The sequence below is a fragment of the Streptomyces sp. NPDC059582 genome (assembly GCF_042735715.1).
Taxonomy (GTDB): domain Bacteria; phylum Actinomycetota; class Actinomycetes; order Streptomycetales; family Streptomycetaceae; genus Streptomyces.
On the sequence record NZ_JBHWCC010000097.1, the window covers coordinates 1 to 19,440 of the forward strand.

At 69.6% G+C, this 19,440-nt stretch carries 15 protein-coding genes and 1 pseudogene; 11 read left to right on the top strand and 5 right to left on the bottom strand.

The genetic code is table 11. The annotated features are described in order from the left end of the window. The first annotated feature begins 758 nt into the window (after positions 1–758). Positions 759–1,745, top strand: coding sequence for an NAD(P)H-dependent flavin oxidoreductase (locus ACFV0T_RS41170; RefSeq protein WP_385790533.1), 987 nt, complete (start codon positions 759–761; stop codon positions 1,743–1,745). A 270-nt stretch (positions 1,746–2,015) separates the two neighbouring features. Then, the gene (locus ACFV0T_RS41175) at positions 2,016–2,588 is read left to right on the top strand and encodes a DUF4240 domain-containing protein (RefSeq protein ID WP_385790535.1); all 573 of its coding nucleotides are present in this window, start codon (positions 2,016–2,018) and stop codon (positions 2,586–2,588) included. Positions 2,589–2,851: 263 nt separating this feature from the next. Here ACFV0T_RS41175 and ACFV0T_RS41180 read toward each other — a convergent pair whose 3' ends face one another. Then, a complete protein-coding gene (locus tag ACFV0T_RS41180) occupies positions 2,852–3,592 on the bottom strand; it encodes a hypothetical protein (RefSeq protein ID WP_385790537.1) in 741 nt (246 codons plus the stop codon). 1,183 nt (positions 3,593–4,775) lie between these two features. On the opposite strand from ACFV0T_RS41180, the gene ACFV0T_RS41185 reads away from it, so the two are divergent. After that, positions 4,776–5,570 carry an SGNH/GDSL hydrolase family protein gene (locus ACFV0T_RS41185; RefSeq protein ID WP_385790538.1) on the top strand — a complete coding sequence of 265 codons (795 nt, stop codon included), beginning with the start codon at positions 4,776–4,778 and terminating at the stop codon, positions 5,568–5,570. Positions 5,571–6,057: 487 nt separating this feature from the next. Here ACFV0T_RS41185 and ACFV0T_RS41190 read toward each other — a convergent pair whose 3' ends face one another. Continuing rightward, entirely contained in the window at positions 6,058–6,336 is a 279-nt protein-coding gene (locus ACFV0T_RS41190) for a hypothetical protein (protein ID WP_385790540.1), read from the bottom strand. A gap of 87 nt (positions 6,337–6,423) precedes the next feature. Between ACFV0T_RS41190 and ACFV0T_RS41195 the strand changes: the two genes are divergently transcribed. From ACFV0T_RS41195 to ACFV0T_RS41210, 4 genes and pseudogenes are all read left to right on the top strand, one after another. Then, positions 6,424–7,020 carry a transposase gene (locus ACFV0T_RS41195; RefSeq protein WP_385790542.1) on the top strand — a complete coding sequence of 199 codons (597 nt, stop codon included), beginning with the start codon at positions 6,424–6,426 and terminating at the stop codon, positions 7,018–7,020. Then, positions 6,996–7,502, top strand: a pseudogene (locus ACFV0T_RS41200) (transposase); the annotation flags it as partial. The gene ACFV0T_RS41195 and the pseudogene ACFV0T_RS41200, both read left to right, overlap by 25 nt. Positions 7,503–7,746: 244 nt before the next feature. After that, positions 7,747–8,475, top strand: coding sequence for a hypothetical protein (locus ACFV0T_RS41205; RefSeq protein ID WP_385790544.1), 729 nt, complete (start codon positions 7,747–7,749; stop codon positions 8,473–8,475). A 648-nt stretch (positions 8,476–9,123) separates the two neighbouring features. Next, positions 9,124–11,376, top strand: a complete 2,253-nt coding sequence (locus tag ACFV0T_RS41210; RefSeq protein ID WP_385790545.1) for a PQQ-binding-like beta-propeller repeat protein — start codon at positions 9,124–9,126, stop codon at positions 11,374–11,376. Positions 11,377–11,709: 333 nt separating this feature from the next. On the opposite strand, the gene ACFV0T_RS41215 is transcribed toward ACFV0T_RS41210, so the two are convergent. Both ACFV0T_RS41215 and ACFV0T_RS41220 read right to left on the bottom strand, forming a co-directional pair. Further along, positions 11,710–12,510 (bottom strand): crotonase/enoyl-CoA hydratase family protein, encoded by an 801-nt coding sequence (locus tag ACFV0T_RS41215; protein ID WP_385790547.1) that lies wholly within the window; start codon positions 12,508–12,510, stop codon positions 11,710–11,712. Between the two features lie 196 nt (positions 12,511–12,706). Beyond that, positions 12,707–13,171 carry an acyl-CoA thioesterase gene (locus tag ACFV0T_RS41220; protein WP_385790549.1) on the bottom strand — a complete coding sequence of 155 codons (465 nt, stop codon included), beginning with the start codon at positions 13,169–13,171 and terminating at the stop codon, positions 12,707–12,709. A gap of 177 nt (positions 13,172–13,348) precedes the next feature. Here ACFV0T_RS41220 and ACFV0T_RS41225 point away from each other — a divergent pair, with 177 nt between their 5' ends. Next, on the top strand, positions 13,349–14,266 hold the full coding sequence (locus tag ACFV0T_RS41225) for a class I SAM-dependent methyltransferase (protein ID WP_385790551.1): 918 nt from the start codon (positions 13,349–13,351) through the stop codon (positions 14,264–14,266). A gap of 266 nt (positions 14,267–14,532) precedes the next feature. Here the strand turns inward: ACFV0T_RS41225 and ACFV0T_RS41230 are convergent, their stop codons facing one another. Beyond that, positions 14,533–15,549, bottom strand: a complete 1,017-nt coding sequence (locus ACFV0T_RS41230) for a hypothetical protein (protein ID WP_385790552.1) — start codon at positions 15,547–15,549, stop codon at positions 14,533–14,535. A gap of 787 nt (positions 15,550–16,336) precedes the next feature. On the opposite strand from ACFV0T_RS41230, the gene ACFV0T_RS41235 reads away from it, so the two are divergent. The 3 genes from ACFV0T_RS41235 to ACFV0T_RS41245 all read left to right on the top strand — a co-directional run bounded on the left by ACFV0T_RS41235 (position 16,337) and on the right by ACFV0T_RS41245 (position 19,390). Beyond that, a complete protein-coding gene (locus ACFV0T_RS41235) occupies positions 16,337–17,242 on the top strand; it encodes a hypothetical protein (protein WP_385790553.1) in 906 nt (301 codons plus the stop codon). A 131-nt stretch (positions 17,243–17,373) separates the two neighbouring features. Continuing rightward, the gene (locus ACFV0T_RS41240) at positions 17,374–17,538 is read left to right on the top strand and encodes a hypothetical protein (RefSeq protein WP_385790555.1); all 165 of its coding nucleotides are present in this window, start codon (positions 17,374–17,376) and stop codon (positions 17,536–17,538) included. Between the two features lie 205 nt (positions 17,539–17,743). After that, positions 17,744–19,390, top strand: a complete 1,647-nt coding sequence (locus ACFV0T_RS41245; RefSeq protein ID WP_385790557.1) for an alkaline phosphatase D family protein — start codon at positions 17,744–17,746, stop codon at positions 19,388–19,390. Positions 19,391–19,440: the final 50 nt, after the last annotated feature.

The following is a 19,440-nucleotide window of genomic DNA, read 5'->3' on the forward strand; positions in this document are numbered from 1 at the left end:
GCCGAGTGACGGGCGGCCTCGTGGGGCGCAACCTCGCGCCCCCTGCTGCCTGCCATCTGTTCCTCGGCCGCCGCGCCCGGGCCTACGGAGTAGGTGTCTTCTTGTTGGGGTGGTTCGACAGCGAGAGGGGTCGGGTTCGGCCTCGTCCCAGCCCCACACACCATGTCGTGCGCGAGACGCGTGAGTGGTCCGTATCGACCGGATCGGGCCAGCGGCCGACTTCCCGTGTCAGCCGCCGCCGCTGCTGCCGCCTCGGATCCTCACCCAGTCGTGAAGAACGATCTCGCTGACCAGGTCGTACTCCGACAGGCCTGCACGGTCTCCGAGGGCAGTCCATGCGTCCGAAACGGGATGCAGGCGATGGAGAAGGTCCCGTCGTCGGGAGGCTTCAGCCATGGTTGTTCCACCTTCCCACCGAACCCAAATGGCCAGGTCGGCGCGAGCGATGTGGTTGCGCTGATCCCGAGCGGCCGGTTCGTCATGGATGGTGAACTCCGTCGTACGGCATCTTCCCGGTGACCTTTCAACGTCATGATGCCGTGGCCGTCCGACCCACCACCAGAAGGGTCCTCGCGAGGAACGGCAACCGGGTTCACGGGACTCCGGTCAGAGGTTCAATTCGGCCACGGCTGCACGTCAGCGCACCCGATCCGCATTCCGCGGAAGCGGCAGTCCACTTTCGCCGAGCGCCGCATCCAGCCGGCCGCCTGCCGCGTCGTCACAGAGCCGGGACCGCCGTATTTCGCTAGCGTCAGCCCATGCTGCATACGAGATTTACCGACATGTTCGGTATCACTTACCCGGTGATGGCAGCCCCCATGGCCCTGCACAGCGGCGGGACACTCGCCGCCGCCGTGTCCGCCGCGGGCGGCCTCGGCTCCTTCGGAGGAACGCATCCCTGGAAAGGACCCGACTGGATCCGCGCGGAAATCGCGACCGTTCGCGCCGCGACCGACCGCCCCTTCGGAGTCGGCTTCATCACGCCGTTCCTCCCTTTCACCGAACCGCAGTTCGACGCCGCCCTGCAGGAACGGCCAGAGGTCATCGCACTGTCGTTCGCCGACCCCCAGCCGTGGCTGGCCCGCGCCAAAGACGCGGGAGCCCGGGTGATGTGCCAGGTCCAGAACTACGACGACGCACAAGCAGCCGTCACTGCGGGCGCCGACATCCTCGTCGCGCAGGGCACCGAAGCCGGCGGCCACACCGGAACGATGGGCCTGCTGCCATTCCTGGCCGGAATCGTCAAACGCTACCCCGACATCCCGGTACTGGCCGCAGGAGGCATCGCCGACGGCCGCACCCTCGCAGCCGTCCTCACCGCCGGCGCCGACGGCGCCTGGCTGGGCACCGCATTCCTCGCCACACCCGAAGCCATCGAAGTACACGACGTCCACAAACGCCTCATCATCGAAAGCGACGGCAGCGACACCGTCTGGACCCGGACCTACGACATCGTGTCCGGACTGCCCTGGCCCCACGCCATCGGCGAACGCGTCCGCCGCAACCACTTCACCGACACATGGTCAGAACGTGAAGCCGCGCTGCGGGACCGCAAAGAAGCATTCGCACCCCCCGAAAACACCGGCCCCTTCGACACCCCACCCGACCCCGACACCAGCCAGATCCTCTACGGCCAGTCCGCGTTCTTCATCGACGCCATCCGTCCCGCCGCCGACGTGGTCCGCACCATCAGCGACGAAGCCGAAGAAATCCTGCACACCCGTCCCCGAACACTTCTGAATTGACCAACAACATTGACCAACAACACAGACAGCAAGGCAGGACCGAACCGGACAGCCCGGCGGACAGCACCTCCCCCAGAGGCACCCCGCCGCAGGCCACGCCGCCCCGGCCAGGGAGACCCAACCAGCAGGCACGAGGTCTCCGCGAGCAACGGGTGCTTTCAAGGACCGCCATCACGCGGGGCTCCGGAATGGACGAGGTTTCGTGGAGGCAGCGGGCGCCGGCCCGCTGCCACGATCGGCTGTCACAGGGGCGTGACACAGTACGCGGCCATGGGCATCGAAACGTTCTGGGACAACATCGAGGCTGCGCAGGCCGAGGCAGCCGCAGCCGGCGAGCTGTTCGACGAGGTACTCGTCGAACAGCTCGCGAGCACACCGCGTCAGGAGATTCTGGAGTACGCGGAACGCTTCGACGCGCTGCATGACGCCCTGTACCGATGGGACGTGTGGGCAGCGGCCTACCTCATCGGGGGCGGGTGCTCCGACGACAGCTTCATCGACTTCCGCGCCGGTGTGATCGCTCTCGGCCGTCAGTGGTACGACCGCGTGAACGCGGCCCCGGACAGCCTCGCTGCGCATCCCGCCGTGGTCCGGTCCGCCAACGTCCGGGACCGTTGCGAGGCGCTGTTCTACGAAGACGTCAACTATGCCCCCAGCAGGGCGTTCCAACGGATCACGGGTGATGCGGATGCTTTCTACGAGGCCTGGCGAGAATTCCGCGGGACGGACGCCGCGAGCATCAACGTCACCGATATGGGCGAGGATTTCGACTTCGACGACGCCAACGAGATGAGCCGGAGACTTCCCGGTCTGGCGGTCCTGTTCCTCGAGGCGAACTCCTGAGCACCGCGGTTTCGTGATGCACCTCCCGGACCGCCGCGCCGTCCCTGAGGCTGCCCTGACCGGTGAAAGGCACCGCAGCGGTCACATTCCAGCCCGCCTCACCCGGAGCCGGCACACCACTGCCGCACACGACCCGGGCCCCTTCGGCCACGGGACCGCCTCACCCGGCAGGGCACCGTCCCAGCCCGGGTCCCACGCCAGGCAAATTCAGCGGTCCCGCTCCTCATAGGCGGCCGGAGCAGGGACCACTGCGACGCCTGGCGTCAGTACCGGCTCCGGAACACCGCCCGATCCCCCGGGAACTGGCCCGTCATGGCCGCTGCCGCCAGCCGGTCCGCGAAACGCCCGTACGCCCTGTACTCGCCCCCGGACAGATCGACACGGCGCACCCCTGTGCCGACGCGCTCAGGGGCCAGGATTGCGGCCAGCAGCTCGACGTCATCATCGACAGGGAGCGCCAGAACCGCCACGGTCCGCTCGATCGTCCCGCGACAGTCGCCGGGGCCCGCCACGGGGTCGACGGCCGCCGAGCCGTCGCCCCGGCGCGTCACCCGTATCGACGGGCGGGTCTTCGCCCCCGCGCGGACGGCACGCCGTACACCCTCCAGGGCGCGCAGGTCCGCCTCGTCGACCATGACAGGGTGCAGCGGAATCAGGCGTGAGCCGTCCGGGGCGCGCAGCACGCTACGGCGGACGGGATCGTGTGTGCCATGCACAATCCTGCGGTCGCGCAGCACCGGCGGGAGGCCCCGGTGAACGCTGTTCCAGGCAGCGAGGGAAGCCGGTGCATCAAGGCCGGGCAGGTTCTCCAACCCGGCAGGGAAGGCAGGGGCGCTGTCCTCGTCCGTGCCGCGTTGCCTGGCGGACCAGGCGGCGTGATACGGCGCGAGCAGGAGGTCATGGGTCAGGTAGAAGTCGTGAAGCCACTGCGGATCCTGCGGGATCAGACGCACCGTGGCGGCCCCACTGACGGCAGGGGCGGGACGGTGACTTGTGGAAACCATGGAACTGCCTCCCGACGGATACCAGTGGACCATTCCCGCGACACGCGCTTCATCGCCGGGGACTTCCAGGGCTCGAAGTCCTCGCCGACAGCGGAGCGTGCGGCAACACCCCTCACGATATCGTCACATCGACGATATTCCTAGGTCCGGGAAGTCCTGTGCCGCCGGCCGACGAACCGCTGCAGCCCAAGACCACCCCGGACAGAGACGATGCCGACGCCACCCCGCCAAGGCCCCGACTCGCCGCGCCCGCGGCTGCGGTTGGAGGTGGTGGGCACGGGCCACGTGTTACGCGCGTAAATTTCTGCCGCCAATGGCTTGCCGACGCCCCCTGAACTCACAATACTTCAGCATTGAACTTGTCAGGAGCACGTCCGAGCCGCCCGCAGGTGGCCTCGCGCCGTACCCACTCGCCCCTCTGACCCGCATCCCCCCACAGGAGGACCGCATGCGGATCACGAAGCCCAGCCCTGCGAGACGCACGGGACCGATCGCCACAGCGTCCGGCCCGTTCACGGCAACCGTACCCACCGCCCCCACCACTCGGACCGCCCCTAGGGCCGAGCCCTCACCGAGGACCCGCCCGACGTCCGCCGGGCCCGAATCCGTCGCCGCCATCGCGCCCTGCGGTGACGCCGGCGCCGCCGAACGCGCGAGCGGAACCCCCAGCCGGCCGCCCGGTATTGACAGCACTTCGCGCCGACCGGCCCACCGCCGCCGTACGCACCGCGCCGTCGGCACATACGGATCCCCCGAAGCCCTGACGACCGCCGGGGGCCGCACCCCCGCCGAGCGCGGCGAAACACGCGGTCCGGCGACGCACCGCGGCACGGCATTCGAGCCGGCCCCAGACGGCTGCGCCGTCCAAGGCGCGCACCCCTGCGACTCCCTCTCCAGGCCCGTGACCGGAACGCCGAACACGCGCGGCACCGGCATGCACTGACGGTCCGCCGGCCGCATCTTCGCGGCATTCACGCCGCCCCCACGGCCTGCCGGGGGCATCCCACCGCCTTCTCGCGGCGGCCCTCCGCCTTCAGCCCGCCCCTGGCCCCTCCCGTGAGACCAGGGCGCGAACGCGGAGTCCAGCAAGAGGGTTGATCTGTCATGCGCACTTCACCCGCAAAGTCCTGCTGTCGGCCGTCCGCCGTCCGACGGAATCCGGCATTCCTTTTCTGGAGGTCCCGTGAGATCGACCAAGCCGCTGTCCGTGCTCGCAGCCCTGGGCGCCGCGGTGCTGCTCAGCCTGGGCCTGTCCGCACCGGCCCACGCCGCCGGCCCCGTGTACGTCGCGCTCGGCGACTCCTACTCGGCCGGCAACGGCGCGGGCAACTACGACAGCGCGAGCGGCGCCTGCCACCGCAGCCTCAGCTCCTACCCCTACCTGTGGAAGAACGCGCACGCCCCGTCCTCCTTCGCCGACACGTCCTGCTCGGGGGCGGTCACCACGGACGTGACGAACTCTCAGCTCGGCCCCCTCAGCTCCTCCACCACCTTGGTCTCCCTCACCATCGGCGGCAACGACGCCGGCTTCGCCGACGTCATGACGGCCTGTGCGACGGATTCGGACTCCGACTGCGTCAACCGGGTCAACCAGGCCGAGAGCTACGCGCAGAACACCCTGCCCGCCCGCCTCGACGCCACCTACAACGCGATCCGGGCCAAAGCCCCCAACGCCAAGGTCGTCGTGCTGGGTTACCCGCGTCTGTACACCCTCAACGTCTTCTGCATCGGACTCAGCGACACCAAGCACCGCAAGATCGACGAGGCCTCGGACGTCCTCGACAGCGTCATCCAGAACAGGGCCGCCGCGCACGGCTTCGTCTTCGGCGACGTCCGCACCACCTTCAACGGGCACGAACTGTGCTCCGGCGACAACTGGCTGCACTCCATCGTCGTCTCACCGACCTGGGAGTCCTACCACCCCACCGCCACCGGCCACGCCTCCGGCTTCTACCCCGTCCTCAACGCCAACAGCTGACCGACCCGCACCGGCACGCCGACACCCCTGCCTCGAGGGCCCCTGTGCGCGCCACATCGCACACAGGGGCCCGCCCCCTCGAACACCGAAGCCCCCCGGTGAAGCACGCAGCCCGCGCCCCGCGCCCGCGTTCTGGTCGAACGGGCTCCCCCAGCGTGAGCTCGGAGCGCCCGCTGATCCAGCGCCTGATGACGCCCTGTCCGGCGGCGGGACCGCGGCGGCCGTCGGTGCCGTTCCGGCATGTCCTTTTCGCGGTCGGTCGATGGTCCAGCACCGGCCTCGTCCCCGCTTGTGTCCGTCCCGTTCTGATGACCGCCCGTACGTCGCCGATCAGGTCGGTCGTGTCGAGGCCGCGCCCATGACCTGACCGCGGCCCGTGCCCACCGGCTCATCCGGATCCGTGAGCGACAGGGCTTCGCCGCCTTGGCCGACCGCGCCTACCAGGACTCCGCCCCTGGGTCACCACCGGGCCGAGCTGGACTTCGGCTCAGGCATGACCTGCCGGCGCCAGGTGGACGAATATCGGGCCGATGGACGCGCTCCACTCGTTGCCGGACTCGACCGCGGCACGTCCCTGCTCGGCCAGGAGAGCCTCGATGGGGTCGATGAAGTTCTCGAAGAACACCGACTCTCGGGCGGCGTCCATTCCCAGGCCGTACAGGGTCTCCGTGGCGTCGAGCCGGAAAGCTCCGACGGCCTCGTCGAAGTCATCGCCCGTCCACTCGTCCACGTGCTGTCCGGACAGCGCCCACGTCATCTTCAGCATGATCCACACGTTACTGACTTCAGCTCGTTGGGGTGAATCGCTGCGAAGTCCCTGATGGGTGGGGGTGGGTGCCTATATCCGTGGTGTGTGAGATATGCGGATGGGGGCGGGCTGACTCCTGTGGGGCGTCGGCGTCGGGAGACGGTACGGATGCAAGCGGCCGAACTGTTCGAGCAGCAGATCGCGGTGTCGGAAGTCGCACGTAGGTTGCGGGTGAGCGTGAAGTCGGCGTATCAGTGGCACCAGTTGTGGCGGGATGGTGGTGTTGAGGCTCTGGCCTCCCGGGGTCCGAGCGGGTCACGGTGTCGTCTGTCCTCGCGGTGCCTCGAAAAGCTGACGGGGTTCCTGGAGGAGGGGCCGGCCGCGCATGGCTGGACGGAGGACCAAGTGTGGACCGCATCGAGGGTGGCGACCTTGATCGGCAGGAAGTTCCACGTTTCCTACAGTGTTTCGGGGGCCACCCGGTTGATGCACCGGCTCGGCTTCAGCCCGCAGGTCCCCGCCCGGCGGGTCGCTGAGCGTGATGAGCAGGCCGTTGCGGTGTGGAAGGTGGCGACCTGGGCGGAGGTAAAAGGGTCCGGGCGACCTGCGGGGGCTACGTCTGCTTCGAGGACGAAGCCGGCTTCACCCGACGGCCGCCCCGGGGACGGACTTGGGGCCGGCGGGGCCGCACTCCGGTCGTGACGGTCAGCGGCCGGCGTTCGGGGCGGCTGTCGGTGGCCGGACTGATTGCGATACGTCCGGGTTCCAGAACCCGGCTGTGTCACCGCCTTCGGACCCACCCCGCTGGCAAGGGAACACGTCGCAGCATGAGCGAGCGGGACTTCATCGCACTCGTCGACGGAATCCATCACCTGGTCAGAGCGCCGATCGTGCTGGTCTGGGACCGCCTGAACACCCATGTATCCCGCAGGATGCGGGACCTCGTCGCCGAACGCGAGTGGCTGACAGTGTTCCTGCTGCCCGCCTACTCACCCGACCTGAACCCTGTCGAAGGCGTCTGGGCACACATCAAACGCAGCCTCGCCAACCTCGCCGTCGTGGCCCTCGACCGACTCGAAACCCTGGTCCGCAACCGCCTCAAACGCCTTCAATACCGGCCCCACACCCTCGACGGCTTCATAGCCGGCACCGGCCTCACCCTCGACACCCCAGCCTCACCTTGAAACGCCGAAGTCAGTAACCGGCTGCGGGCAAAACCGGTACGACGTCACCTGGCTGGTCCCTCCTCTCGACATCAGTTCAATCGACTGCGAACCCGCTACGAGCGCCGCGCCGCCTCGCATCTCGAACTTGTGCAACTTGCCTGCTGCGTCATCTTCCTGCGCCAAGTGACCAAGCATGTGCCCCATGAGCAGGCTGTCCGGGCCTGAGTGCGGTGATGCAGCAGCCGGCTGCCACACTCGCGCGATGAGTACGAACACTCAGTATGGTCGTTCCGTTGACCCGGAAGAGCTGCTGCTGCGGACCGACTGGAGCTCGGTGGAGCACTGCTGCCCGAACGTTGCGCCGGCGACGCCTGTGATCTTGCGACAACTTCTCGACAACGACCCGGGCAAGCAGGGCGCTGCTCTCCGTGACCTGCACCAGGCCGTCACGCATCAGGGCACCTTCTACAGCGCCACGGCGCCGGCGGTGTCGTTCGTGGCGGCGATCCTCGGGCACCCGCGGACTCTCTCCAAAGTCACCGACCAGAGTTCATGGGAGGCCGCCAACTTCGGTGCGGAACCACGATTCCTCCTTCGCGTCGGTCTCCTGAACTGGCTCGGCAGCACCGCCTGGGGCGCCGACGAAGAGTCACCTGACGGGTACGAAGCTGACATTGAGGCGTTCCGCACCCTTCGACCGACCCTCTATGACGCCATTCAGCCCTTCCTCACAGACGACGAGCCAGAGATCCGCCATGCCGCTCTGGCTGCCGTACTTCCCATGCTTGCCGCACCGGAGCTCGCCCACCAGGCTGAATGCCTGCGTGATGCCGTGTGGGCTCTCGCCGCCGACAGCGCCCCTTACCGGCAGCGCGCGATCGACACGCTCGCCAGCTGGGGCGAGGACATCACGCCCTTCCAGCAGTACAGGCGCACGCCCGATGACGTCCGCGCGCACGCTGAAGGCTTTGCCGACGATCCGCCTTTCTGAAACCACCTTTACTGACGGAGGATCGACCGTCTCTGCTCCCTTCCACACGGCGGTCAGGTGCGAGACAAGCGGGTCCCTCATAGACGTCAGTCGCACCGGCCAGGAACGGCACGTCCCGCTTGGTCCGATGTGTGGCGATTCCCGCATACGTCCCTGGAAGCCCCTGACCGAGGCCAGAATGGCGCGGATACGAGCGCTCCGGCCGACATCCCCACACTCACCGCGCCACGTGTGCCGGACCGGGCATCGATCCTTCGCCTGTCGGCAGTCCTCGGCTCCCGGAGCGCCATCAGCCTGGACCGCGAACTGCGCCACCCCCTCAGCGACGCCGAAACCACGCGGTGCCCCCTGGCACTGAACCTGAGCGGCATCCACGTGCTCGGCGCAGCCGCAGCCGCAGCCGCAGCCGCAGCACCAACGCCGTGCACGTGCCACCGACGCCAGTGCCCGACGAAGGAGGCGCCGCGGTTGGCGCGGGCGGTGCGTGCCGGGCCCGTAGCCTCGCGGACCGTCCGCGTGGCCGCACTCGCGAGGGTACGAAGGTCGGCCACCTGTTGTTGCGTTCATGGACCATCTAAGTCCACGGCGCCGTCGCCGGGTCGCATCACCCTGTGTCCCGTTGATCAATCTCGCTCGATCGGGGACACCTTGTCCAGTTATCCACATGATGAGTGCCGGCACGCCCTTCCCGGGCGCCGTGACTTCCTGGGGCTTGCCGCAGGTGCCACGCTGACCGCTGCCGGGCTCGGCTCCCTTCTGGGCGCCGCACCGGCGACGGCCGCACCGGCACACACCGCTTCGGCGAGCGATCCCGACACCGCCCTGCGTTTCGCACTGGTGACGGACACCCACGTGAACGTCGACTCACCCCAGACCACGCAGTCGCTGACCCGGGTATGGGCCTCGATCGCCGCCCGCAACCCGGACCTCGTCCTGCACTGCGGCGACATCACCGACACCGGGCGGCCCGACGAGTTCGACCGTTTCGCCGAGATCCTGCCGCCCTCCCTGCACGGCAAGATGCACTACTCCCCCGGCAACCACGACGTGCGGTGGGACGCGTCCGCCAAGGAGGAATACCACACGCACTTCGGGCCGGCCCCGTACTCCTTCGACGCGGGCGGAGTGCACTTCATCGGGTTCGACCCCACCCAGGTCCTCCAGGAACCCGGGCACTACGGCCCGGGCGGGCTCGACTGGCTGAAGGCCGACCTGCGGCGGATGCGGCCGGGCACACCCGCGGTGCTCTTCCAGCACTTCCCGATGGGCAACGCCTTCTACTACGTCGACGACCAGGCCGCCGTGCTCGAAGTCCTCGCCGACCACGACGTACGCGGCATCTTCGCGGGCCACATCCACAAGGAGGTGGTCACCAAGTTCAACGGCCTCACGCAGGTCGGACTCAACGCGGTCAAGAACGGCGCCCTCTACTACTGGGTCGAGCGACAGCACGCCGCCGACGGTACGCCGCTGCTCCAGGTGAGCCGGGTCAACATCGCCGCCGACGGATCCGAGACCGAGGTACCCGTTGCGGTCATGCCGCTGGCCGGTGAGGGCCTGGGCCGCCCGCAGCGCCCGCAGTGGGTCGCCCTCGGCAAGCCCGCCGCCGGGCAACTGCCGGTGACCGTCAAGCTGAAAGCGGCCGCCCAGCCCACCCAGGTAGCGGTCGACCTCTACCCGCAGACCGTCTTCGGCGGCACCTCCACTCCCGTGTGGCACGGCCTGACAGCCGGAGAGGGCCGCGAGTGGAACGGCTCGATCGACGTCTCGTCGCTCGCACCGGGCACTCAGCGCCTGCGCCTCCAGGTCACTGGCTCGGACGGGACATGGTGGGAGGGCACCGCACGGTTCGAGGTGGACCGGACCGCCGCAGACCCCCAGCCGCGGTGGCGGTACCGGCTGCCCGGCGCGGTCCAGGGCGGCATCGCCCTCGTAGCTGCCGACTCCCGGCTCGCGGTGGTGGCCGCCTCCACCGGCGGGAAGGTGGTCGCACTGCGCCCAGGCCGGCACAGGTCCCCCTCGCCCCTGTGGTCCGCACAGGTGGGTCCGGTGTACCGAAAGCCCGCGGTCGATGCCGCGGCTCGCACCCTCTTCGTACCGTCGTCGGACCACCGGCTGTACGCGCTGAAGGCGGCCGACGGCCACCGGAAGTGGCACTTCGACGCGGGTGCACCTGTGCTGAGCGCGCCGCTCGTGGCTGAAGTCGACGGCCGGGAGCGGGTGTTCTTCTCCGCGGGGCAGACGCTGTTCGCGGTGGACGCGCGGACCGGAAGCCACCTCTGGTCGGTGCCCGACCGAGGCTTCTCGTCGGGGCGGGCCGCCGTTGACGGTCGCAGGGTCTTCACGGCCGCGGACGACGGCTACGCGCGCGCTCACGACATGACGACGGGCGACGAGCTGTGGTCTTTCGCGATGGCGACGGGCACCGAGAATCACGTGGCTCTCTACAGTGGCTGGGACAACGTTGTCGCGGTCGGCGACGGTGTCGTGGTCGTCGGATCGGTCGCCGGGTCCTGGGGGCTGGACGCGGCCACGGGCGCGCTGCTGTGGAAGGTGGCCGGTAGCGCGATGTACGCGCCCGCCGTCGTCCTCGGCGACGGATCGGCCCTGCTGACCACCGAGTTCGGCGTGATGTCCCGGATCGATCTCGCAACGGGCGCGAAGCGTTGGCAGACCGACCTGGCTGTACGGGTGTTCAACGCCGGCGTGGTGGTCGACAGCACGACGGCGTGGGCCCAGTCGGCCGACGGCCGGCTGCTCGGCGTCGATCTGACCGACGGGACACGGCGGGGACGCCTCCAGCACAGCCTGGCGTACTCCTTCAGCTCGCCGGTGATCGTCGACAACGTCCTGGTCGTAGGGGACCAGGACGGCACCGTGGCAGGCATCAGCCTGCCGTAGCACTCCGCGGATGCCTCACGGCAGAGCCGGCCTCGCCCCGCCCCACCGGGAACGAGGCCGGTTCGCTGTCGGCAGGCCGTCGCTCATGGCTGGGGGATGCGCGGATGTCGGGCTCATGGCCCCTGACTCCTGTGCCGCGCGAGAGGGCGGCTCGCTGACCTCGTCGCCCTCGATCACGCGGCCGGAGCGCCCGCGAGCGCGCTCGGGAGGCCGCTCCGTCGATGCTCGGGAGCGCGCTCGGGAGGCTGCTCCTTCGATGCTCGGGAGCGAGCTCGGGAGAACTGCTCCGTCGATGCTCGGGAGGCTGGACTTGTTGGGTGGTGGTGCGGGCCGTCAGCGGCCGGTGAAGACGGCGTCGCGGCGTTCGATGAAGGACTTCACGCCTTCGGCGCCGTCAGCGGAGGCCGTGAGCCGAGCGAGGTCGGGCTTGAGCTGAGCGATGGCCGCGGCGTCACCTTGTTCGCGGGCCTGGTGGGCCGAGGCCAGTGCGGCGCGCACGCCGAGCGGAGCCGAGCGTTCACTGATGACGCGCGCGATCTGCTTCGCTCGCTCGATCGCCGTGGCTCCGTCGGCAAGGACCTCCTGGATCAGACCGATGCGGTGCGCTTCGGCGGCGCCGAACTCCTCGCCGGTCAGGATCCAGCGCATGGCGTTTCCCCATCCCGTTTCTCGGGGGAAACGGAAAGTTGCTCCGCCGAAGGGGTAGATCCCACGGCGCACCTCGAGCTGGCTGAAGCGGGAGTCCTCGGCCGCCACGCGGATGTCGGCGGCCAGGAGCAACTCGATGCCCGCGGTCATCACCCAGCCCTGCGCGGCCGCCACGAGGGGCGTGGACCACGTCCCGTCCCGCCGCCACGGGTCACGGCCGCCCTCCGGGATCGCGAAGCCGCCCGAGGCGAGGTCGGCGCCGACATCCTGCATGTCCAGGCCGCCGGTGAAGTGGTCGCCGTGGCTGAAGAGCACTCCGCACCAGACGTCCTCGTCCGACTCCAGCAGCCCGTAGGCCATCGACAGCTCACTGATCATCTGCCTGGTGAAGGCGTTGCGCTTGGCCGGACGGTTCAGGCCGATCAGCAGTACGTGTTTGTCCCGCTCGACGGTGACGGTGGCGGCGTTTTCCGGGGTGGCACTCATAGTTCCTCCAAAGTGCGTGTCGAGACCCGAGGGCGCGCTGGGCGTCCGATGTCGCCGGTGGCGACGGTGATACGCCCGCGTGCGGCGATCAGTCCCCCTTTCCTGGCGGTGTTCACGCCGAGGAGACGCGCGGGCACTTTCCCTGGACGACGCGTTGCCGCCGCGGCCGGGGGGCACTTCGTGGCGCTCGTGCCCGTCAGCGCGGCGGGCGCGCCTCCCGCGATCGCGCCGGTCTGCGCAGCGCGGTGATCCACTCCTCGGGCCAGGGTGTGCTCGTGGCACCGCTACGGTGGTTACGGTCACTGTGCGCAGTCACATACCGGCCGCGGGCGGCCCGGCGACGCGGCCGACCCCGGAACTCCTCGCCCCACACCTCGAAGGTGAAGGTCATCGAGGCGGTGCCGATCCGTGTCAGCTCTACGACCGTATACACCTCCTGGCCGAAGAAGAGCGGCGACTCGAAGTCCACCTCGTAGTGGACGCGAGGTGCGACGGGGAAGTATCCGTGAAGACCCACCTCGTCCATGAGAGAAGCCTCCGCGGCCTCCACGAATCGAACGACGGTGCTGTTGTGGTAGATACCCCCCGCATCAGTGTCGATCCATTCGACTCGCGTCCGGTGGACGCCGAACGGTTTCTGGGGCTGGAGCGGGGTGGTCACGCGTGCTGCTCCTGGCGGTCGGGCCGGCCGCATGCCCGGGCCGGACCTTGGAATCAAGCATGTCTGCTTCCGAGGGGTGATGAAATTCTTCGATTCGTACCATTTCAGTGTGACCGCCCTGGTCACACCTCTCCTGTTGAGGCCTGGGCGGGCGGGCGTGGTGTTGAATGCGGCTCCATGGGCGAGAGTGGGCGTGCGGCGAGTCGGACGGCGGTACTGGTCTGCCAGGGGCGGGCGGCGGCGGACGGAAGAGCCGCTGTCGGCCGGTTCGCGGATCCGCTGGCGATACGGCTGCTGCGGGACGCGGAGCGTGTGCCCGTGGCCGAGGTGCGCGCAGGCACCGCGCCGCAGGGCTGGCAGGCGCGCGTCGCGTTCGAAAGTGTGCGGGCGTGCGCCGAGGTGGTCGTGCCTCGGACGGTCGCGATCGACGGGGCACTGCGCGCTCGCGTCACCGGCCAGCTCGTGGTCCTCGGCGCAGGTCTGGACACCCGCGCGTGGCGGCTGCCCGAGCTCGCGCGGACCACTGTGTGGGAGGTCGACCATCCGGCTTCCCAGCAGGACAAGCGTGCCCGTCTCGCCGAGGCCGCCATCGCGCCGCACGGGGCGGACGAGAACGGCCGGATCGCCGTAGAGCTGCCGGTGACCGCCCGTTCCGTACGCTTCGCACCGGTCGATCTCACCGTCGACGATCTCGGTGCGGCGTTGGATGCCGCAGGGCACGACCCGTCCCAGCCGACGACATGGCTGTGGGAGGGCGTCGTCCCGTATCTCGCGCGCAGCGAGGTACGCGCCACGGTGGCCGCAGTCGCCGCCCGCACGGCCCCGGGCAGTGCACTCGTCGTCAACTATCAGTCGCCGTCGGCACGAGCGGCCGTAGGGCGGCTCCTGACGCGTGTGCTCGGCAGTTCCCTGACGTCGGGCGAGCCGTGGCGTTCGCTGTGGAAACCACAGCAGATGGCTGCGCTGCTGGCGGAGAACGGGCTGCGGGTGGTGTCGGACGACGATCTCCTCACCCTCGCGCACACCCTCGACAGTCCGGCGCTCAGTCGGACATCACTGCGCTCGGGCCGCGTCGCCGTCGCAGTCAGCCACTGACGTGCGGAAGTAAGGAAACGGTGACTCGGCCCCGGAGCCCGCAGCGCCCGGTGCGGTCACACCGCTGAACGGCGTCCGGGCGCCGGCCCGCGCACACCATCGCCGGCGCGGGCGCGGTCCTCCCATGGCCCCGCACGGCGCCGACGTCCTCGACGTGTGGGCCCGACGACTGCGCTGTATCGCGGCTGTACTGCACCTCACGTCGAATTTGCGTCAGGTGGCACCGCGACCCGCGGTTCACGGTCAACGCGCGGTTCGCGGCCGGGTCATGCCGTCTCGGCGTAACGCTCCCCCGCGAATGCCCGCACCACCGGCACGACCGCCTGCGCACCGCCGGGCAGCCGGTCCAGGCGTACGAGGGCGAATGCCTTGTGGCCGTCGGCCAGGTAGGTGGGATCGTGGTGCGGCCGGGTGCCGGGCAGCGGCCACACCACGAGCCACGGACGGGGGTCGGTGGTGGTCGGCGTGCGGCCGACGGTGACGGCTGCGATGTCCTGCCAGGAGAAGAACGATTCCTCGCAGGTGACCTCGCGCATGCCGATGCCCGCCGGGCCGATCCGCAGTCGCAGTGGCTTGCGCCAGCGCTGGTACGAGCGGGCTGCGAGGCAGGCGCAGCCGATCGCGCCGAGCGGACCCAGCACGGTGAAGGGCTCGGGGCCGACTGCGCGGCCGTGCAGGAGTTCCCAGAAGGAGTAACCGAAGACGACGGTCAGCGCCGCCCACATCAGAGCCCAGGTGCTGTCCCTCCGCCGGTCGACGAAGTCGCGCTCCCCTCCGGGCACGCGGAGCTCGGGCCCGGACACGGTGACGGGGATCGGCGGACGCACGGCGCGCGGCGCTGTCTCGAAGGCGGCGCCGCCGTGTTCGGCGAGCACCGCCGTCAGCGCGGAGACGCTCTGGTCGAGGTCCTCGCAGTCGACGACCGTATAGCGCAGCCGGCTGTCGAACGTCCGGTCGGGTTTGCGGGGCAGGGTGACACCGGCCGCCGGCCAGAGCGCCAGCCGCGGCTTGGGCGGCGTGGTGGTATCGCTGTCCTGACCGGTGTTCGGGACGTGCCACAGGGAGACCGCGTCGATCTGTTCCCAGGCGAGTTCCGCGTCGTGGAGCGTGATCCCGAAACTGTCGACTCGCAGCCGGAACGGCAGCCGGGCCTTACGCAGGTCCTTGGCCCCGGAGTAGACGGCCGCGAGCGCCAGGAATCCCAGCAGTCCCGGTCCTGCGGCCTCCCGGGAGTGCGCGAGCCACGCCAGTGCTGCCGCGACGGCGACAACACCTCCCACCACCCATCGCCGGCCCCGTCGTCTCAGCGTCCGCTGCACCGTGAACTCCACTGCTCCCCCACCCCTTTGTGCGTCCCCACCAGCTCTCATGATGCGGTCGGGAAGGCCCACGGCCACGGTCGCGAGCGGGGTGTTGCCCAACCGTGACGCCCCCCACGACGGCCGCTGACATTGGTCACGCCCGCGTCGTCCGCCGTTCACCACAGGCCGCTCCGAGGTGGCCCGGCGTCGCGCGCTGTCGCCCTCGTTGCCGCCGCTGAACTGGGCTGTCAGGGCTGCTCTGTCAGACGGCGAGCTGTGGGCCAGGTCCTACCAATCCCCCACCCTTCAGTCGACAACGTTCCATCCCGGCTCCCGTTCGGCGTGCCGGGCGCGGCCCGTCGATCGGAGTGCGGAACCCTTGACGCCCTCCTGAGGGCGGAGCAAGATCGAGCGCAACCTGAAACGGGCATCGACTCGGACAAGTTGAGAGCCGCATCACGACCGTCCGAACAGCCCAACGACGCCGCGGGCGTTCCGCCGCGGAGCCCGTGCACGTGGACGGCGGACCGTTGTTCCGCAATTGACGGCACGGTCGAACGAAGGGCAACCACCGTTTCCGCGCGAGCATTTCCACTGACCGTACGGCCGCACGCCCAACGCCGCGGCCTCCGGTCACCTGCGCGCCCTGGTACGCGAACTCTCCACGGACCACCTGCATCCCCCGCGCCGGAGAAGCCGCACCGGCCCGTCCCGAACCCGTTCTCCACGCAGTGCCTTCGGGCACAGGAAAACCGAAGGGGTCATATCCATGCCCACGACGCCTGACATGCCTGACATGGCCGAGAAGGAAGCGCACGTCGATCGTTCCTACGTGCGTACGACGTGGAAGGCCGTCGAGCCGGTGCACGGAGGCGTGTACTTCGCGCCGGAGGCGCAGGCGTTGTACGCGGAGCTCGGAGTGGAAGGCAGGGCGGGCTATTTCGGCTCGCGTGCCGCGGCCCTCGGCCCGGCATCCGCCGAACTCGTGATCGCGACCTTCTACAACTTCAATCCGGAACTCGTGCGCAGCGTGGTGCCCGCGGTATGGAAGATCGCGTCGCCGGAGAGTCTCCGGTCCGCCCGGCTGGAGGCCGTCGACGCCACGCTGCGCCGTGTCCTGGGCTCCGCCGTCGAATCCCCGGAGATGGAGCGCGCCGCGGAACTCGCGCAGGAGGCCGCCCGAGCGGCACTCCCGCACCCTCAGGGCCGCCCGCTCTTCGCCGCGCACGCCGCTCTGCCCTGGCCCGACGAGCCGCACCTGGTGCTCTGGCACGCGCAGACGCTGCTGCGGGAGTTCCGCGGCGACGGCCACATCGCGACGCTGATCTGTGCCGGGCTGGACGGGATCGAAGCACTGGTCACGCACGCCGCCGCGGGCCCGGTCACCGCCGAGGCTCTGCGGACGACACGGGCCTGGTCGAAGGAACAGTGGGCCCAGGCAGTCCAGCGGCTCCGCGACCGTGGCTGGCTGGAGGAGGGCTCCGATCTCGCCCTCACCCCGGAAGGCCGCCGACGGCGCGAGGCGGTGGAGCGGACCACGGACGAACTGTCCGCGCTGCCGTATGTCGCGATCGGCCCCGAGAAGTGCGCCGAACTCTCCCGCCTGGTTCACCCCTACAGCCTGGCTGTTGCCGAAGCTCTGCTCCCCTGGCTGGTCGGCGGCCTCCGCAACTGACACCCTCACCGGGCCTGATCGGAGACGGACATGCGGCACGACGTCATCGGAGGTTGCGTCCTGGGCAGTGGTGTACGGGGGTTCGACCTGATCCGGGGGTTTGCTCCGGCGTCGGGATGAGGCCCGCGCAGATGAACGGACGCCGGCTGAACTTCGAGCTGTCGAAGCTCGAAGGAGACAGCACGACGACCGCACCGGAGAGCCTGCCCCTGCGGCCCTCGGCGAGTCCCGATCTGCTGCGCGCGATGGTCCGGTTGGTGCGGTCGAAGCCGTCGGCGACGGGTGCGCCGCATTGAACAACCCCCCTCCGGGGGATGGCGGATCTGTGCGGGAACCGTGAAGGGCGGGCCCCGGGGCGGCGGGGAAGATCAACAGTCATCCGCCATACATGCACACGCCAACCATCCGGCAACTGTACGCCGCCCTGCACCACTGCAATGCCCTGGCACCACCGACCGGGCCTCACGGCCGTACTCCGCACGTCAGGGATTGCGCACACACATGCAGCCTTCCGCATCAGCTTCTCCGTCCGGGCACTCCAACGAACTGCGTGACGCCGTACGCCGCTTGGACAGACGCCGCTTCCTGACCGTCACCGGGGCGGCTGCGACGCTGGCCTTCGCCGCGAACATCCCGCTCGGCGGCACCGCCGCGGCAGCCGAGGCGAGCGGCGCGCAGATCACCGAGAACCCCTTCACGCTGGGTGTGGCCTCGGGTGACCCGATGCCCGATTCGGTGCTGCTGTGGACCCGGCTCGCCCCCCGTCCCTACGAGAGCGGCAGCGGCCTGCCCCAGAAGCGTTTCAAGGTCCGCTGGGAACTCGCCCACGACGAGCGGTTCACCCGCGTCACCAAGCGCGGCACCGTCGACGCGCACCCGGAGTACAACCACGCCGTGCACGTCGAGGTGGACGGCCTGGACGCCGACCGCGTCCTCTACTACCGGTTCCGCGTGGGCCAGTGGGTCAGCCCCGTGGGCCGTACCCGCACCGCCCCGTCGAAGGGCGCCCGGCTGACCGAGCTGCGTCTGGCGGCGGTGTCGTGCCAGGCGTATCACGACGGCTACTTCACCGCCTACCGCCACCTGGCCGACGAGGACCTCGACGCGGTCTTCCACCTCGGTGACTACCTCTACGAGTACGCGGTCACCGCGACCGGTGGCGCCCGCGCCTACACCGACCGCGTCCTGCCCGAGATCTTCAACCGGGAGACCCTCACGCTGGAGGACTACCGGCTCCGGTACGCCCTCTACAAGTCCGACCCCGATCTGATGGCGGCCCACGCGGCACACCCCTTCGTGGTCACCTGGGACGACCACGAGACGGAGAACAACTACGCGGACGACACCCCCGAGAACAATGTGCCCCCGGAGGAGTTCCTGCTGCGGCGGGCCTCCGCCTACCGCGCGTACTGGGAGAACCAGCCGCTGCGGCGCAGGCAGCTCCCGCACGGCCCCGACGCTCAGCTCTACCGTCGTCTGCAGTTCGGGCGGCTCGCCCAGTTCGACATCCTCGACACCCGCCAGTACCGCTCCGACCAGGCGTACGGCGACGGCTGGCAGGTCCCGGGACCGGAGTCGCAGGATCCGGCCCGCACGATGACGGGCGCCACCCAGGAGCGCTGGCTCATCGACGGCTGGCGCACCTCGAAGGCGACCTGGAACGTCGTGCCCCAGCAGGTCACCTTCGCCCAGCGCAAGGACCGCACGACGCCGGACTTCAAGGTCTCCATGGACTCCTGGGACGGCTACTCCGCTTCCCGGCAGCGCCTCCTCGACGGCTGGGAGTCCGCCGGCCGGGACAACCTCGTCGTCCTCACGGGTGACGTCCACGTCCACTACGGCTTCGACATCAAGAAGGACTTCGACGACCCGGCTTCGAAGACCCTCGGCACCGAGATCGTCACCAGCTCGATCACCAGCGGCAAGGACGGCTCCGACAAGCCGTCCAACTGGGCCACCTACATGCAGGCCAATCCGCACCTGAAGTTCTACAACGGCCGTCGCGGCTATGCCGTGGTGACCCTCGGCCAGGACGCGGCACGCGCCGACTTCAAGACGGTGTCCGCGGTGACCACGCCCGGTGCCCCCGTCACCACGGCCGCCTCCTTCGTCACCGAGGCCGGCAACCCGGGACTCACGCCCGCCTGATCCTCTGACAGGTCACCGAACGGCAGGAGCCCCGGGGGACGTCCCCCGGG

Coding starts and splice junctions, on each gene's coding strand:
- ACFV0T_RS41205 (WP_385790544.1), top strand. CDS start 7,747: ATGAGTACGAACACTCAGTATGGTCGTTCCGTTGACCCGGAAGAGCTG.
- ACFV0T_RS41235 (WP_385790553.1), top strand. CDS start 16,337: ATGCCCACGACGCCTGACATGCCTGACATGGCCGAGAAGGAAGCGCAC.
- ACFV0T_RS41180 (WP_385790537.1), bottom strand. CDS start 3,592: ATGGTTTCCACAAGTCACCGTCCCGCCCCTGCCGTCAGTGGGGCCGCC.
- ACFV0T_RS41245 (WP_385790557.1), top strand. CDS start 17,744: ATGCAGCCTTCCGCATCAGCTTCTCCGTCCGGGCACTCCAACGAACTG.
- ACFV0T_RS41240 (WP_385790555.1), top strand. CDS start 17,374: ATGAACGGACGCCGGCTGAACTTCGAGCTGTCGAAGCTCGAAGGAGAC.
- ACFV0T_RS41175 (WP_385790535.1), top strand. CDS start 2,016: ATGGGCATCGAAACGTTCTGGGACAACATCGAGGCTGCGCAGGCCGAG.
- ACFV0T_RS41225 (WP_385790551.1), top strand. CDS start 13,349: ATGGGCGAGAGTGGGCGTGCGGCGAGTCGGACGGCGGTACTGGTCTGC.
- ACFV0T_RS41170 (WP_385790533.1), top strand. CDS start 759: ATGCTGCATACGAGATTTACCGACATGTTCGGTATCACTTACCCGGTG.
- ACFV0T_RS41190 (WP_385790540.1), bottom strand. CDS start 6,336: ATGCTGAAGATGACGTGGGCGCTGTCCGGACAGCACGTGGACGAGTGG.
- ACFV0T_RS41215 (WP_385790547.1), bottom strand. CDS start 12,510: ATGAGTGCCACCCCGGAAAACGCCGCCACCGTCACCGTCGAGCGGGAC.